This window comes from Streptococcus sp. HMSC078H03 (assembly GCF_001808655.1).
Lineage (GTDB): Bacteria > Bacillota > Bacilli > Lactobacillales > Streptococcaceae > Streptococcus > Streptococcus salivarius_G.
This window is the reverse complement of record NZ_KV794078.1, coordinates 1-15,824: the sequence shown is the minus strand read 5'-3', so window position 1 is coordinate 15,824 and position 15,824 is coordinate 1. Positions and strand designations below refer to the sequence as shown.

The window sequence follows — 15,824 nt, the reverse complement described above, 5'->3', positions numbered from 1 at the left end:
GTTTCTATAGTAAACATTTAACCATTAAAAAAGTAGTGACATTTATGTCACCACCATTTCTATAAACCATCTGCCGCTTTACCTGCCTTTATACTTTCTTCTAGTACCGAGTCTTCTAAAACGGAAGCAAACATTATGGCCTTATCGTAATTTTCTGCAGCCTCTTTCTTGTTTCCTTTATGAAGAAGTTCATATTTGGCTTTGAGAACAAAAACACTAGGTTTATAGCTATAGAATTGTGATTTTTCTATAACAGCTAAGGCTTTATCCACAACTGTTAAGAAGTCTGAGAAGGAATTGTGAAAAATCTTCAAAGCAGCGATAGCCATCAAATCATTAAACAAAACAATATTATAGACATCATCTGTCCAAATTTCCTGATTTAATACTCTCTTTACGATTCTTTCAAAAAGTTTTTTATCATACTGTTTTCTTCCATAAAGATGGAAGAAATAGTAGTCAATAACTAATAAATCGTTAGTTGAGAATTTCCTCTTCCTTTTGACTTGTTCAAACAAGTCTTCATATATCTCCTCAACTTTAGGACTCTCTTCCCAACTAGTAAAACTCAAAATATTTTCCAAAATATCTAGAGTTAACAATTCTTCTTCTGGAAGAAGTTCAAAGAATTTCTCATAGACCTCCTCAATTAAGGCAAGTTTAGCCTTTATTCTTTCTGGATTTCTATACGTTGGAAACTTAATCAGACGATTCTTCATCTCGTAGTATTCGTCAGGGATAGTAATATTATCATGATCCAATAAATCGGTCATATTTTTTCCTAGACGTTTTGCAATATAAGATAATTTATCCAAAGACGGGAGCGACTCCCCTTTTTCAATGCGAATTAACTGACGAACAGTCAATTCCGCACCATCTAAACATAGCACTTCACGTGACATCTGCTGGCGTTCACGCTCAGTTTTGATTCTTAGTCCAATGCTGTCTTTTATGTTCAAGAGACACTCCTTTATTTCGAAATTTTAAAAACATTATATCATAATTATAATATAATTAATATACAGTTAATGCATTTTTAACAGAACAATAGTGAAAATAAGCTATTTTTATACATTTTATATAGGAAAGACCTTCCTTTGTATCAAAAAACATGCAGTTCAAAACTACATGTTTTTTTATTTCTGTTTACTTTGGAATCGCCATTCAAAGCGAATGCGGTCATAAGTTGGATAAATCGCATTAAGCAACCCAAAGGCTAGGGTAAAGCCAGCTAAAACGTCTGTTGGATAATGAACACCCACATAGATACGCGAAAGTCCAACAAGGAAAATCAGAAGCCCAGTAATAGCATAAACTACTATTTTAGATTCTTTTTTCTCCAAACGCTGAGCAAGGACAATGGCAATTGCTCCAAGAATCATAAAAGTTCCCAAAGAATGACCACTAGGGAAAGAATAACCACTAGCATGCACTAAATGCGTAATTGATGGACGCTGACGCTGATAAATATACTTCAAACTTACAATCAAGATACTAGCGAGAAGCCCACTAGCTCCCACAAAGATAGCTTCTGATTTATACTGACGTAGATAAAGCCAGATGACTGCTACGATTGCAATAATAGCCTGTACAGGCGTATTCCCAAGTATGGTAATAGTTTTAAAAAAGCGTGTCAATCCTGCTGGTAAGCCTCCTCGAACCCAAGTTTGAATGTTGCTATCAAACCCTGTCAAGGCTTCAGGATAGAACTTAACCAAATAACCGAGAGCAACAAATAACAATAAGGCAAAAGAAGCATAAATATAATGTGTGTGTGTGTGTTTCATATTTATAATTTTACTAGAATAGACTTAAGTGGAGCATAAATTAAAGCAAAGGCTACTGCAAAAATTAATCCTTCAAGTAAGTTGAAAGGTACTACCATAGCGAAAAGGTATTTATAGAGACCTATAAATTGCGCAATATCAAAGTTGGCAAATTTAGCATAGAGTGGTACTGCATAAATATAGTTAAGAATAACCATAGCAACTGTAAGCAAAACAGTTCCTAAAACAGAACCAAGAATATAATTCTTGCTTGTTTGATTTTTCTTCCAAAAATAGCTTAGGCCCCAAACAAAGACGCCTAGAGCAACAAAATTCATAGGAAGTCCAATCATTGATCCTGGTCCACCATTGTTTAGCAAGAGCTTCAACAATGAACGAAGCAAGAGAACACCGATGGCACTCTTAAAATCAAAGATAACCAAGGCAATAAGAACAGGAAGGATTGAAAAATCAACCTTCAAAAAATCTGCTGCTGGAATCAATGGAAATGAAAAATAAAGCAACAAGAATGAAACTGCGGATAAAATGGCAATGTAAGCCAATTTACGTGTGTTTGTCATAAAAAAATTCCTCCAAATTTTAACAATTTGAAAGAAGTTCCCAATGGATTTGCCCATGCCAAAAAAAGCCTACGCAAAAAGACTGGTCTTCTTCCATCCAGACTGTACTGTCGGTTGAGGAATCACACCTCATCAGCTTGCGCTCGCGGACTTATCCAAAGAATCACCGCCGGTCGGGAGTTTCACCCTGCCCTGAAGACCTTTTAAGGATAACATAAAAAAACCTTGGTGACAAGGTTTTCAAATTATGGATTTCTAATCTGTTGATAGTCAATGACTATAATTATTCTTTTAAAACAAAATGAAGTATCTATTTTAATTTATCGTGCTGATAACGGTGACTCAGCTCTAGCCCCTCGAACTGTTGCTGACGAAGCGCTTCGTAAACAATCATACAAACAGTATTGGACACATTTAGACTACGCACATGTTCATCATTCATCGGAATACGAATAGCTTTTTCAGGATGCTCACGCATAAAATCTTCAGGTAGGCCTGTATCCTCACGACCAAACATAAAATAGTGGTCCTCACCATCGGCATAGGCCTCTTCTGAATAAGTCTTATCCGCAAATTTCGTGACTAAATGCAAACGACCCTCTTGATTTTTAGACATGAAATCTGCCAAATTGTCATAATAAGTGATGTCAAGCTTATCCCAGTAGTCTAAACCTGCACGTTTCATTTTCTTGTCATCAATTGGAAAGCCCATAGGACGGATGATATGAAGAGGGCTATTAGTCGCTGCACAGGTACGTGCAATATTTCCGGTGTTTTGTGGAATACGAGGTTCAAACAAGACAATATGATTACGTGACATCTCAATTCTCCTAGACATAAAAAATACCATGCCGCCCGGAGTCAAGCTCAGCAGACGACATGGTTGTGGACGTTCATTAGCTTAAATCATGACAGGTTAGATTTAAAATAACGAATCTTTGAATATATTTTAGCACTTCTGGTCTAAAAGTCAATACTATTTAAAGAAAAATTTCACCTTTATTCACTTAAATAGGAATAGTTGATAAAGCTAGCTGAAAAGGATGATTTTTCCGCTAAAATAGAGTATCATAGTAATGATTATTTGGAGGTAACTCATGCGTATTATTGTCGTAGGTGCCGGTAAAGTCGGTACCGCACTCTGTCGTTCTCTTGTTGAAGAGAAGCACGATGTTATTTTAATTGAAGAAAAGGAAGAGGTCCTCAAACGCCTCAGCAAACGCTATGATGTTATGGGCTTTGCTGGAAATGGAGCTAATTTTAAAATTTTGGAACAAGCCGAAGTTAGCAACTGTGACGTCTTTATCGCGATGACTGATAAAGATGAAGTGAACATGATTTCAGCGGTTCTGGCTAAACAAATGGGTGCCAAAGAAACTATTGTTCGCGTACGTAACCCAGAATACTCTAATGCTTATTTCAAAGACAAGAACTTTCTTGGATTCTCATTAGTAGTTAACCCTGAACTTTTAACAGCTCGCTATATTGCCAATACAGTTGAATTTCCAAACGCCCTATCAGTTGAAACTTTTGCTAATGGACGCGTTATTCTTATGGCATTTAAAGTTACTGAAAATAGCCAATTATCTGGTATGACAATGGAACAATTCCGTAGGAAATTCGGCAATATTCTAGTTTGTACGATTCACCGTCAGGGTGAACTCATCATTCCAGATGGAAATGCTACCATGCAAATTGGGGATAAGATTTATGTCACTGGTAAACGTGTTGATATGGCACTTTTCCACAGTTACATCAAGCCAAAAAGCATCAAAAAACTTTTGTTGATTGGTGCTGGGCGCATCTCCTACTACTTGCTCAATATCTTGAAAAACAATCGTATTAAGGTCAAATTGATTGAGCAAAAAATGGACCGTGCGCAAACCTTTAGTCAGGTCTTCCCTGAAGTTTCTGTTATCTTAGGTGACGGTACTGCTAAAGACCTTCTTCTCGAGGAAAGCGCAGCCAGTTATGATGCCGTAGCTACCCTAACTGGAGTAGATGAGGAAAATATCATTACCTCTATGTTCCTCGAAAGCCTTGGTATTCACAAGAATATTACTAAGGTTAACCGTACTAGTCTCTTAGAGATTATCGATCCACGTGAGACAACAACAATTGTCACTCCTAAGAGTATCGCTGTTGACACTGTAATGCACTTTGTACGCGGGCGTTTTAATGCCAAAGACTCTAGTCTTGATGCCCTTCACCATGTGGCTAATGGTCGTATCGAAACCTTGCAATTCCAAATTAAGGAAAATAACAAAATCGCTGGAAAGAAACTTTCTGAGCTTGAATTTGCTAACGGTGTCCTTATCGCTGCTATTATCCGCAATGGAAAATCTATTTTCCCAACAGGAGAAGACAGGCTCGCTATTGGGGATAAAATCGTGGTTGTTACACTCTTACAAAATATAACTCACATTTACGACTTGTTGAAGAGGTAAGCTGCCATGAATCGATCTATTGTCCGTTTTCTTATTGCCAAGCTCCTACTGATTGAGGCTGCTCTCTTGGTTGTGCCACTTATCGTCGCTCTTATTTATCAAGAAGATGCTAAAGTATTTGCCAGCATCTTGGGTACGATGGGGGTTCTCCTCTTTCTCGGGGTGCTTGGTACTCTCTTTAAACCAAAGAACTACCATATTTACACCAAAGAAGGAATGCTTATTGTAGCCCTCTGTTGGGTGCTCTGGTCTTTCTTTGGAGGATTGCCCTTCGTCTTTGCTGGTCAGATCCCAAGTGTCATTGATGCCTTTTTCGAGATGAGCTCTGGTTTCACAACCTCGGGGGCTACTATTCTCACAGATACTGGAGTACTTACCCACTCCCTACTTTTCTGGCGAAGCTTCGCCCACTTGATTGGAGGGATGGGGGTATTGGTCTTTGCCCTAGCCATCATGAACAACAGTAAAAATGGTCACCATGAGGTTATGCGTGCAGAGGTGCCTGGTCCAGTATTTGGTAAAGTCGTTGCCAAGCTCAAAAATACAGCTCAGATTCTTTACATCATCTATCTGACTATGTTTGTTATTTTTGCTGTTATTCTCTGGCTTTGCGGTATGCCAATCTTTGATAGTATCATCACTGCTATGGGGGGCGCAGGTACTGGGGGATTTGCTGTCTATAATGACTCTATCGCCCACTACCACAGTGATCTGATTACCTATGTGGTTACTGTTGGTACCCTACTCTTTGGGGTTAACTTCAACCTTTATTTCTATATCCTCCTTCGCAAAATCAAGTTTTTCTTCCAAGATGAAGAACTACGTACCTACTTTGCGATTGTGGCTATTTCAACAGGTTTGATTTTCCTCAATATTTTTGGGATCTACCACAATTTGGCTGACTCTTTCAAATACTCATTTTTCGAAGTGTCAACTATCATCACAACAACCGGTTTTGGTCTAACGGATATTACCAAATGGCCACTCTTTTCTCAGTATATCCTACTCCTCCTGATGTTTATCGGGGGATCAGCAGGTTCTACTGCCGGTGGTTTCAAGATTATCCGTGCTATGATTATTGCTAAGATTGCACGAAATCAGACCCTGGCTAGTCTCTATCCTAATCGTATCCTGTCACTTCATATCAATGGAAGTGTTCTCGATAAAGAAACTCAACACAGTGTTCTTAAATATTTAGCTGTATATGTACTCATTATACTAAGTTTAGTCACTGTTTTATCACTGGATAATCAAGACCTCTTGATTGTGACAAGCGCTGCTGCTTCAACCTTTAACAATATTGGACCTTTACTTGGAACGAGTGATAGCTTTGCTATTTTCAGTCCTTTGTCTAAGCTTATCATGGGATTTGCTATGATTGCAGGACGTTTGGAAATTTATCCTTTACTACTCCTCTTCCTGCCAAAAACTTGGTCAAAAACTTAAGCATAGAAAAACTCCTTTGGATTCATTTATCCAAAGGAGTTTTATTACGTTTTAGACTAAAATAATCCGGCACCGGATCATCGCCAGTCTCTGATAAAGGGTGACATCTCAAGATACGGGCAACTCCCATAAGAACTCCCTTTAAACCGTGCATTTCTATGGCTTGGATCATATAAACCGAACAAGTTGGACGAAAACGGCAAGAGGGTGGAAATAGTGGAGAAATCCATCTCTGATAAGCCCTTACTAAGGCAATCAGAAATCTTTTCATTATTTAACCTTATTGACAGCAGCGTTATGAAGCTGACTGATTTCTTTCTTATTCAGACGGCGTGATTCACCTGGGCGAAGCCCTGTTAAATCAAGGGTACCAAAACGCGTACGTGACAACTTATCAACAAGCAAGCCCACTGATTCAAACATTTTCTTAACCTGGTGGTTACGCCCTTCATGAATTGTCAATTCAACAACTGAACGGTTCTTTTCATGGTCTACTTTGATAATATTGTAACGTGCTGGTTTTGTTTTCTTACCATCAATGACCACACCACGAGTCAAAGGACGAAGGTTCTCCTTGGTCGCAATACCTTTGACACGCGCCAAATAAACCTTGTCAATCTCATTACGTGGGTGAATCATCTTATCGGTAAAGTCACCATCATTAGTCAAAATAAGAAGCCCCGTCGTATCCCAGTCAAGACGACCAACAGGATAGATACGTTCCTTAACGTGGGGCATGAGGTCAATCACCGTTTTACGATTTTTCTCATCAGATACCGAAGAAATAACCCCTCGTGGTTTATTAAGAAGATAATAGACCTTCTCTTCATTATAAATTGGGCTACCATTTACCTCTACAATATCACCATTTTTGACAATTGTTGCCAATTCCGTAACGGTCTTACCATTTAGGGTCACACGACCCTCTTTAATCAGTTCCTCAGCCTTACGACGGCTGGCCACACCAGCGTGGGCAATATATTTATTAATTCGCATTCTTTTTCTACAGCTTAAGCTGTATCCTTTCTACCTAGCATCTCTGCTATGTTTCTTTATTTTTAATGATTAGTTTCAACAAGGTTTACTCTTAATTGTCCAAGTCCTCAAGCTCCTCTGAAGCATCTTCCCTAAAGAGACTCGTTTCTTGATCTTCAAGTTCTAGTTGATCAATCGCCACAAGCTCGTCTAAACTGTTAATGCCCATATAGTCTAGGAAATAATCAGTAGTCGCATATAGGTTAGGACGACCGACAGCATCCTTTTTACCAGCCTCTTGAATAAGATCAAAGGCCTGAAGTTTAGCAATAGCGCCACTAGAATTAACACCTCTAATGTCATCGACTTCAGCACGAGTAATGGGCTGTTTATACGCAACTATAGAGAGGACCTCAAGACTCGCTCGTGATAGACTCTGGTTAATAGGCGTTTTAGAATAGTCACGAAGGAGACTTGCAAAATCTGGTTTAGTCACTAACTTATAGGTATTTGATGATTCCAATAAACACAGAGCTGAATCCTCATCTGCCTCGTACTTAGCTTGCAATTTCCCCAAAGACTGAGTCAGACCCGTCACTGGCATTTCCAAAAGCTGTGCCATAGTACGTAGACTAAGACCATCTTCACCAGCCACAAAAAGTAAAGCTTCTAATCGTGCTAAGTGACTACTCATTCGTCCATTCCTTTCTTAGTGTGATTGTGCCAAAAATTGTTTCCTGTTGTACTGATATGCGATGGACCTTAATCAATTCAAGAGTTGCCAAAAAGAGGGTGATTACTTGATTCATATCTTTAGCATCTGTGAAAAGTTCATCCAGATATAGCTCATTTTTTGAGCCAAATGCTTCCTCAATAATCAGCATCATGTCTTCAATTTTATAATCGTCACGCGCAATGGTCGTGTGATTTCGACGAATTTCTTCTTGCTTTTCAGTCATGATTTTTGAAAAAGCCAAGAAAATGTCTTGAATGGTCTTATCCTGATTCAGCGTCACATCTTCATAAACTAATTCAACTTTTGGTTTTGAAAAATACTGAGCTCGCACTTCATGCTGCTTAGCCAACTCTTGACTAACTGCTTTGAAGCGTGCATATTCTTCCAACTGACTCAAGAGCTCTAGTTCTGGATCATCTGCTTCTGGCTCAGCTTCCACCACTGTCGGCAGAAGCTTACGACTCTTAATCAGCATGAGCTGACTAGCCATAAGCATATATTCCCCAGCAACTTCAAGCTTCATGGCTTGCAAGGTTGCCAAATAAGCCAAGTATTGCTCGATAACCTCAACAATGGGAACATCGTAAATGTCTACCTCATACTTAGAAACCAGATGGAGCAACAAATCCAGTGGCCCCTCAAAATCTTTTAACTTAATATCCATTAGGTTTTATAGTATTTCTCCAAGGTCACTGGACTTTTTAGTCCCAGTAAACGAGCAAGTTCAAAGGCGCCCGTTCCCTTTTCAATCTGTCTAAGAATAAATTGCTGACGCAAGACTTGAGCGGTTACATTCGATAAGCCACAGTCACTAACATAAGTCTGGATTTGCTTATACAGCCATTGTCGAGTATATACCTTACCCAAAAGCAAGCCCTGACTGTTCACATCTTTAATAGCCAACAAATACTGTTTCACATCTGCTTCAAGTCTGAGAACACGCTTAGTGCTTCCCTTGGCCACAGTTACAACACCAAAATCCAAGTCAATATCGGCCCAGTCCAACTCCAAAATCTCTGAAGGTAAGAGCCCCAACTCTAGAATCAGCAGACAAGCCAGCTTACCAACCCCTTCACGCCCCTCATAAAGCGATGAAAGATCCAGTATTCGCAACTTATCCTCCTGAGAAGGTATCGTAACCTTCTCTGATAGTTTGAAAAATTTCTCTAATTCACCCTTTTGATAGAGGTATAGCAAAAATTGATTGACCGCAGAGCGCTTACGCTTTTGTACAGATGGCTTCCATTCCTTCAGTTGGTTTTCATAGAGCTTAAGACTGGTTTGATCAATTTGTCCTGAAATCGATGTTGCAAACTGCTTAAGATCATAAGCATAAGCTTGCTTTGAACTCTCCGAAATGATCTTAGTAGCCAGAAAATCAGTGATCTGAGTTGTCAGTTGTTTTTGGAATGATGATATAGTCATGTGTAAAGTCATGTAAGAGGCTATTAACCGCCTTTAGAATCGATTTTCGTGTGATAATTCCTTTGAAAATACCTTGGCTGTCAACCACAGGAAGGAAAGGATTATTAACTAGCTTATGCATTACCTCATTTAGATTGGCATTATCTTCCACTGTTTCCACAACATCTGATGTCATCGGCCCGATATCACGGTTAACCATCTCCCACTCTTGCAAGTTATGTTCATCTTGATAACGCTTAATATCCGTTAAAGATATGGTCCCAAGATAGTGCTTATCCTTAGTCAAAACGGGAACGCGCGAATAACCATTGCTTGTCAAAAGCAAAACCACATGATCAGCGTTGTGACTATCAATAAAAATAGCAACCTGATCTGATGGAATTAAATAATTATCTAAATGAGCCAACAAAAAATCTTCAAATTCTTTAGCAATCATCGTTCAAATTCCTGTGTAAGTTCTGAATAAAGTTTATGGTCACGTGTGTAATATTCTACACGAATTTTTGCACTGTTTATAATCACCTTAGCATAAAGTTTCTCATGGATAGGTCCACGTGGCTGCGAAACAGAACCTGGGTTGATAAACACTGTCTTACCATTTCGCCAAGCTGCTGCCGCATGCAAGTGGCCATAGAGACAAATATCTGCATCCTCTTGTTGCGCCCAAAGATCCAACTTGTCCCAGGTAAAATTAATGCCATAAAGATGACCATGGGTTTGTGCAATAATCACATCACCAAGTTTAACGACCAAACGTTCTGGATAACCTGAATCATAATCACAGTTACCACGAACCACATGGATACCTTCCCAGACAGGATCACTTGATTCTAACTCAGAATCTCCGTTGTGGAAAATAGCATCTACCTTCCCTTGATAACGATTTTTTATATCTACTACAATGTCACGTTCTCCATGGGAGTCGCTCATTACGATTATTGTTTGTTCTGCCATGCTGGGAAGACCTCCATAAGTTTCTTAACAGCTTGTCCACGGTGAGATTGTTCATTTTTCTCTTCTGCAGAAAGCTCTGCTGCCGTTTTACCTGTATTACCAACTAAAAAGAGTGGATCATAACCAAAACCATTGTCACCTTTAGGTTCCCGGCCAATATAACCCTTCCATTCGGCATCAACAACCAAACTATCACGTCCAGGGGCCGCAACAACTAGGGTTGTATGGAAGTTCGCAGTACGTTTGCTATCATCAAGCACCATAGCCAGCTCGTGCAATAATTTAGCATTATTTTCAGCATCCGTAGCATCAGGACCTGCAAAGCGTGCAGACCAAACTCCTGGTAAACCTCCAAGAACATCTACCTGCAAACCAGAGTCATCTGAAAGGACCATTTTACCAGTTAATTCAGAAATGGTCTCCGCCTTCAAGCGTGCATTTTCTTCAAAGGTCATACCCGTTTCAGCAACTTCAGGAAGGTCTGGATAATCATTAAGATTCTCTACCTTAATGCCTAGTTTTCCAAATAGTTTACGAAATTCCTTGGTTTTTCCTTCATTGCGTGTCGCAATCAATAGGACATCACCAAAGTCTGATTTGTTATCAGAACCAAAGAAATCACTCAAGGAAACACCTTCTCTAGGCACATGCACATAGACAAGCTTATCTGCTTCACTAACTACCAAAGCCCCTTGATGTTGCGTAACAGCTAAGTCACGACCAGTTTCCTCTTTCAAGCAATCCAAAATAAAGGATACCAAGCGAAGGTCTGAAGAATGTTTCGCAATATGTAACTGAAAGCCACTAACAGCCAAAACGTTAGTCAAAGCTTGGAAAAAGTCAACAAATTGCTCATAGGCCTCATCACCACCAAAACAAGTCAAGTGATTGTAGCTTCCAAAACTAGCCAAATACCAGTCTTGTTCGTCTTTATATTCAAAAATTGATTTAGTCATTTTCTAACTCCTTGTCCAAATCGACATGTTGGACAGCAACTTCTTCACCCAGCCATTGTTCTGCGATTTCTTTAAAACCTAGCACACTAGCTGTGGTGTAATATTCTTCCGTCTTGTCTTCGACTTCACGGCTGCGATTAATCTCAAAATAATTGAGCAAAACAGAAACATCACGAACTGTTTCCGCTCCGCTATCAATTAGCTTGACACTTGGCCCCATAACATTTTGGATGATGGGACGTAAAAGTGGGTAATGGGTGCAACCCAAAACCAAGGTATCTACCTTACCGACTAAAGGTGCCATGCTCTCATAAACAATCTTTTTAGCCACACTTGAGTTAATTTCATTGGATTCAACAATAGGGGCAAAACGAGGACAAGATAAACTCAAGACATTCATTTGTGGTGCCAAATGCTTAATTTTTTGTTCATAGATGTTAGAGGCAATCGTCATTGGAGTCCCAATGACACCAATATGACCCGATTGGCTAGACTTAATAGCCGCACTAGAACCAGGCAAAACCACACCTAGCACTGGGATATCCAAGGCTCCTTTGATTTCCTCCCAAACTACTGCTGTTGCCGTATTACAGGCAATAACAATCATCTTTACATCTTTGGTCAGAAGGAATTTAACCAACTGCCAGGTATACTCTCTGATTTGTTCTGCCGGTCTAGGACCATACGGTGCCCTAGCAGAGTCACCAATATAAACAATAGACTCGTGAGGCAACTGACGTTTAAGTTCACGTACTACCGTCAGTCCTCCGACACCAGAATCTAAAAATCCTATAGGTCGATTATCCATCTTGCCTCCTTATCCCCTAGGTTACATGTAAAAAGCTGAGATTCACGTCCCAGCTCCCCACCATTATTTTTTCTTTTTCTTGCTATCTGCAAGTGCTTGTTTTTGTTGTTTGATAATTTGGTTATATGTTTGACGCACTTTTGCTTCATTTGGTTTTTGACCCGCAGCTGACATCATGGTACGAACAGCGTCCACATTCAAACGAGGATTTTCAGCCAATTCTTTCTCCATTTGTTTGCGGGCAAAGTATGCGCCTCCATAAAAACCACCCAAAAGGGCTACAAAAACAAGAATAATCCAAAGGACGGTGTTCATAAATTCATTTCTCCTATAACGTTGATTTACCTTATATTATAGCAAAAATGGCCCCTACTGACAAATAAGACGTTGATTCTTAAAAACGTCTAGAAAAATAGTTTTTTCGTTTAAAATACCGATAAAATGAGACTTTCAGTATTTTTCACTTACAACTGTAAAGGACTTGTAAGATTTCTAGAACAAAAATAGGTTATTATATAGGTTGTGGAATTATTATTATGTTTATATAAAGGGGTTTATTTATGCTCAAGGAAGCAACTATTTCCGAACGAAAAATTGTCAACGCATTTATTGAACTCTTAGAGGAGAGTTCACTCGAACAAATCAGCATCACAGATATCATCAAGAAGGCAAATCTCAGCAGACCGACCTTCTACTACTACTATTCAAATAAGGAAGATTTGGTTGAAACAACCTTCTCAAAGATTTTAGATAAAATCTCAAGTATTCTTCAGGAAGACATGACCTACCAAGAGGGTGTTGTCACTGAAATGCTACGATATCTTAAGGAAAATCAAAAACTCTGTCTCACCTTGATGACACACATTCCAAACATCAATGAGATGATTCGTGAATTCATTATCGAGACTATCCTTAACTCTGATATTGAAAATGTTACAGAGCTCATGGAACAAAGCTATCATATCCCTGCCAAATATTCATTGGAAGTTTATGTTAGCACCATTGTTACCATTTTAACACTATGGCTCAAAGAAGGCTGTATCGAATCTCCTGAGGAGTTAGCCGATATCATTCTTGAAGCTGTCATCATTAAAGTAAAATAAGCTAGAGCCTTTAAGGCCTAGCTTATTTTTTTGTTAAATATCAAAATCAAAACCATCAAGAGTGGCAAAGTAATCATCCATCGTCTCTGCACGGCGAATCATACGAGCTGTGCCATCTTCTTGGTAGAGAATTTCTGCAGAACGAAGACGTCCGTTATAGTTGTAACCCATTGAAAAACCATGAGCACCTGTATCGTGGATAACCAAGGTATCTCCAATACGAGCTTCTGGCAATTCACGGTTCTTAGCAAACTTATCATTATTTTCACAAAGCGAACCTGTCACATCAACTACTTGAATGTCACCATCTGGATTAGTCATATTCGTGATATGGTGGTAGGCATCGTACATAGCTGGACGGAGCAAGTTGACCGCAGAAGCATCTACACCAACATAGCGACGATAAGTGTCTTTAATATGAAGAACCTTAGTAACGACAAGGCCATGAGGTGCTGTCATGAAACGCCCAAGTTCAGTGTAAATACTGATGTGTCCAAGACCATTCGGAACAAGGATTTCATCAAATTTAGTATGAACCCCTTCACCGATAACGGCAATATCATTTTGTTTATTGGCTGGTGTGTAGTCCACTCCAACACCACCTGATAAGTTGATAAAGTCAAGACTAACACCAAGTTCATTCTTGATTTCTACCGCCAATTCAAACAGTTGAGCAGCCAAGGTTGGGTAATACTCATTCGTTACTGTATTTGACGCTAAGAAAGCATGCAAACCGAATGATTTCACTCCTTTTTCTTTAAGGTAGGCATAACCTTTGAAGAGCTGTTCCTTAGTCATCCCAAATTTTGATTCTTCAGGATGATCCATGATATCAGTACCAAGAGAGAAGACGCCTCCTGGGTTAAAGCGCAAAGAAAGGGTTTCAGGAAGTCCTGCAGCCTCTTCCAAGAAAAAGATATCTTCGTAAGCATCAAGGTTAATTGTCGCATTAATATCACGCGCGTAAACAAACTCTTCTGCACGTGTATCATTAGACGTAAAGCTAATGGCGCTACTATCAAAACCAATTTTCTTACTCATGACAAGCTCTGTATCGGTCGCACAATCGACACCACACCCTTCTTCCTTCAAGATTTTGAGGATTGCTGGATTAGGTGTAGCTTTTACAGCAAAGAATTCTTTAAAACCTGGATTCCACGAAAAGGCTGCATTAACTGCACGCGCTGTTTCACGAATACCTTTTTCATCGTAAAGATGGAAAGGTGTTGGAAACTCTGCAGTGATTTGTTCAAGTTTATCAGCCGTAATAAAAGGTGTTTTTGTCATTTGATTCTCCATTTTTTTACAATAGTAATCCTATTATAGCATAAGAAAAGGCTTGAAACCCAATTTTCTAATAATCTCAAGGCATATTTCATGATACAATAGACCTATAACCTAAATAAAATAATGGGGGATTATTTATGAAAAAATATCTTTACTCTGGGGCTCTTGCTCTAGCAGCCATCTTAACACTCTCAGCATGTGCCAAGCCAAAACTTGATGCCAAGCTTTCTGTTAACGATATTGTCTATATGTCAGGAAGCGACCTCAAGCTCAAGGATGACCAAACCCTAGTCGAAGTTTCATTCAAACTCGAGAATACTTCGGAAGATATGGAAAATGAGCTCAAAACATCTGCTAAACAATTCTACCTCAAAGATAAAGATGGTAAAAAAGTCACAGCAAGCAAGCTCGATAAGGGCGACCTACCTACTCTCTTCAATAAAAATAAGAACGTAGAGGACGCTACAGATGACTTTGGAAAGCTTGAAGCTGACGACTACAAGACTGTCTCACTCTTTTTCGAAGTTAACAACAATGAAAGCTATAAACTCTATTTTGAATCAAAAGATGAAAAAACAGAGGGACAAACAGTTTCTACTAGCCTAAAAGATTTCGATGGTAAAACAACTACCAATGTTAAAAAGGCTATTGACGCTTATTTCAATGCAGTTCTTCTAGGTGGTGAAAGCAAAGACTACAGTAAATTTGTTTCTAATGACTTGGATAAAGCCAAGGGTGAACTTAACCAATATTTCTCAGATAGCCTTCAATACAGCTATAATGAAACTGATCATATCAAACCAACTGGTGATGAAATTCCAAAAGTTTTTGGTTGGGTCCAAACTGCTAACCGTGAACGCGGTAGCTACACTGTTGATAACATTATCGTCGCTAAAGATAAAGCAGAGTTTAACGTCAGCATGTCAACTATCAGTATGAAAGCTGCAGACGATGCCTACGGTGCTAATCACCCAAATCTCACAGATGACCTTAAAAACTACCTACAAAGCAATGGTGCCAACGCTGGAAATGTCGACCAACTAACAAGACAATACTACATGGAAACTTACCTACCAAATTCAATCAAAGAAGTAAGCCCATCAGCACCAAAGACAGAAGGAACTAATATCTTTGATAATTACTCAGTCGAGCTTACTAAAAAAGACGACAAGTGGGCCTTCCCAGATAAAGATAGCTATGTCGGAAAATGGGAGTACTATCCTCTCTTCTACGCTTACACAGGTCAGCAAGGGACAATTACAAAAAACTATTAGACATTAAAAAAATCAGCCATCTGGCTGATTTTTTTAGGCTCTATAATTTCTGTAGTGGGTAAAACT

General features: G+C 39.1%; 19 protein-coding genes and 1 riboswitch. Of the genes, 4 read left to right on the top strand and 15 right to left on the bottom strand.

Going from position 1 to position 15,824, the window contains the following annotated elements; genetic code table 11:
* Positions 1-59: 59 nt before the first annotated feature.
* From HMPREF2607_RS01875 to HMPREF2607_RS01860, 4 genes are all read right to left on the bottom strand, one after another.
* A complete protein-coding gene (locus HMPREF2607_RS01875; protein ID WP_049545716.1) occupies positions 60-959 on the bottom strand; it encodes a helix-turn-helix transcriptional regulator in 900 nt (299 codons plus the stop codon).
* A gap of 177 nt (positions 960-1,136) precedes the next feature.
* Positions 1,137-1,787 carry a phosphatase PAP2 family protein gene (locus HMPREF2607_RS01870; RefSeq protein ID WP_002889918.1) on the bottom strand — a complete coding sequence of 217 codons (651 nt, stop codon included), beginning with the start codon at positions 1,785-1,787 and terminating at the stop codon, positions 1,137-1,139.
* A gap of 2 nt (positions 1,788-1,789) precedes the next feature.
* Positions 1,790-2,347, bottom strand: a complete 558-nt coding sequence (locus HMPREF2607_RS01865; RefSeq protein ID WP_021143544.1) for an ECF transporter S component — start codon at positions 2,345-2,347, stop codon at positions 1,790-1,792.
* An 81-nt stretch (positions 2,348-2,428) separates the two neighbouring features.
* Positions 2,429-2,551, bottom strand: a riboswitch (FMN riboswitch).
* Positions 2,552-2,657: 106 nt separating this feature from the next.
* Positions 2,658-3,167, bottom strand: coding sequence for a tRNA (cytidine(34)-2'-O)-methyltransferase (locus HMPREF2607_RS01860; RefSeq protein ID WP_021143543.1), 510 nt, complete (start codon positions 3,165-3,167; stop codon positions 2,658-2,660).
* 277 nt (positions 3,168-3,444) lie between these two features.
* On the opposite strand from HMPREF2607_RS01860, the gene trkA reads away from it, so the two are divergent.
* A complete protein-coding gene (gene trkA / locus HMPREF2607_RS01855; RefSeq protein WP_021143542.1) occupies positions 3,445-4,794 on the top strand; it encodes a Trk system potassium transporter TrkA in 1,350 nt (449 codons plus the stop codon).
* Positions 4,795-4,800: 6 nt separating this feature from the next.
* Positions 4,801-6,240, top strand: a complete 1,440-nt coding sequence (locus HMPREF2607_RS01850) for a TrkH family potassium uptake protein (protein ID WP_021143541.1) — start codon at positions 4,801-4,803, stop codon at positions 6,238-6,240.
* Between the two features lie 22 nt (positions 6,241-6,262).
* Here HMPREF2607_RS01850 and yidD read toward each other — a convergent pair whose 3' ends face one another.
* The 10 genes from yidD to HMPREF2607_RS01805 all read right to left on the bottom strand — a co-directional run bounded on the left by yidD (position 6,263) and on the right by HMPREF2607_RS01805 (position 12,409).
* On the bottom strand, positions 6,263-6,511 hold the full coding sequence (yidD, locus tag HMPREF2607_RS10075) for a membrane protein insertion efficiency factor YidD (RefSeq protein WP_002886534.1): 249 nt from the start codon (positions 6,509-6,511) through the stop codon (positions 6,263-6,265).
* Complete coding sequence (locus HMPREF2607_RS01845; protein ID WP_002883686.1) at positions 6,511-7,236, bottom strand: pseudouridine synthase; 726 nt, start codon at positions 7,234-7,236, stop codon at positions 6,511-6,513. The genes yidD and HMPREF2607_RS01845 overlap by 1 nt, the downstream gene beginning before the upstream one ends.
* A 91-nt stretch (positions 7,237-7,327) precedes the next feature.
* Positions 7,328-7,909 carry an SMC-Scp complex subunit ScpB gene (scpB, locus tag HMPREF2607_RS01840; protein WP_021143540.1) on the bottom strand — a complete coding sequence of 194 codons (582 nt, stop codon included), beginning with the start codon at positions 7,907-7,909 and terminating at the stop codon, positions 7,328-7,330.
* The gene (locus HMPREF2607_RS01835; protein WP_002889903.1) at positions 7,902-8,615 is read right to left on the bottom strand and encodes a segregation/condensation protein A; all 714 of its coding nucleotides are present in this window, start codon (positions 8,613-8,615) and stop codon (positions 7,902-7,904) included. The genes scpB and HMPREF2607_RS01835 overlap by 8 nt, the downstream gene beginning before the upstream one ends.
* Positions 8,615-9,376, bottom strand: coding sequence for a site-specific tyrosine recombinase XerD (xerD, locus tag HMPREF2607_RS01830; protein WP_060973154.1), 762 nt, complete (start codon positions 9,374-9,376; stop codon positions 8,615-8,617). Before xerD ends, HMPREF2607_RS01835 begins: the two co-directional genes overlap by 1 nt.
* Positions 9,330-9,812: a cyclic-di-AMP-binding protein CbpB gene (gene cbpB / locus HMPREF2607_RS01825; RefSeq protein WP_002883680.1), complete on the bottom strand. Its 483-nt coding sequence runs from the start codon at positions 9,810-9,812 to the stop codon at positions 9,330-9,332. The genes xerD and cbpB overlap by 47 nt, the downstream gene beginning before the upstream one ends.
* Complete coding sequence (locus HMPREF2607_RS01820; RefSeq protein ID WP_037610656.1) at positions 9,809-10,330, bottom strand: metallophosphoesterase; 522 nt, start codon at positions 10,328-10,330, stop codon at positions 9,809-9,811. The genes cbpB and HMPREF2607_RS01820 overlap by 4 nt, the downstream gene beginning before the upstream one ends.
* Positions 10,312-11,286: a nucleoside-triphosphate diphosphatase gene (locus HMPREF2607_RS01815; protein ID WP_070475532.1), complete on the bottom strand. Its 975-nt coding sequence runs from the start codon at positions 11,284-11,286 to the stop codon at positions 10,312-10,314. The genes HMPREF2607_RS01820 and HMPREF2607_RS01815 overlap by 19 nt, the downstream gene beginning before the upstream one ends.
* Complete coding sequence (gene racE, locus HMPREF2607_RS01810; protein WP_037598968.1) at positions 11,279-12,094, bottom strand: glutamate racemase; 816 nt, start codon at positions 12,092-12,094, stop codon at positions 11,279-11,281. The genes HMPREF2607_RS01815 and racE overlap by 8 nt, the downstream gene beginning before the upstream one ends.
* 63 nt (positions 12,095-12,157) lie before the next feature.
* Entirely contained in the window at positions 12,158-12,409 is a 252-nt protein-coding gene (locus HMPREF2607_RS01805; RefSeq protein WP_002883695.1) for a YneF family protein, read from the bottom strand.
* 245 nt (positions 12,410-12,654) lie between these two features.
* Between HMPREF2607_RS01805 and HMPREF2607_RS01800 the strand changes: the two genes are divergently transcribed.
* Entirely contained in the window at positions 12,655-13,197 is a 543-nt protein-coding gene (locus HMPREF2607_RS01800) for a TetR/AcrR family transcriptional regulator (RefSeq protein WP_002883702.1), read from the top strand.
* A 33-nt stretch (positions 13,198-13,230) separates the two neighbouring features.
* Here HMPREF2607_RS01800 and HMPREF2607_RS01795 read toward each other — a convergent pair whose 3' ends face one another.
* Positions 13,231-14,484: a diaminopimelate decarboxylase gene (locus HMPREF2607_RS01795; protein WP_014633869.1), complete on the bottom strand. Its 1,254-nt coding sequence runs from the start codon at positions 14,482-14,484 to the stop codon at positions 13,231-13,233.
* 137 nt (positions 14,485-14,621) lie between these two features.
* Between HMPREF2607_RS01795 and HMPREF2607_RS01790 the strand changes: the two genes are divergently transcribed.
* The gene (locus HMPREF2607_RS01790) at positions 14,622-15,758 is read left to right on the top strand and encodes a DUF5105 domain-containing protein (protein WP_014633868.1); all 1,137 of its coding nucleotides are present in this window, start codon (positions 14,622-14,624) and stop codon (positions 15,756-15,758) included.
* Positions 15,759-15,824 lie beyond the last annotated feature (66 nt).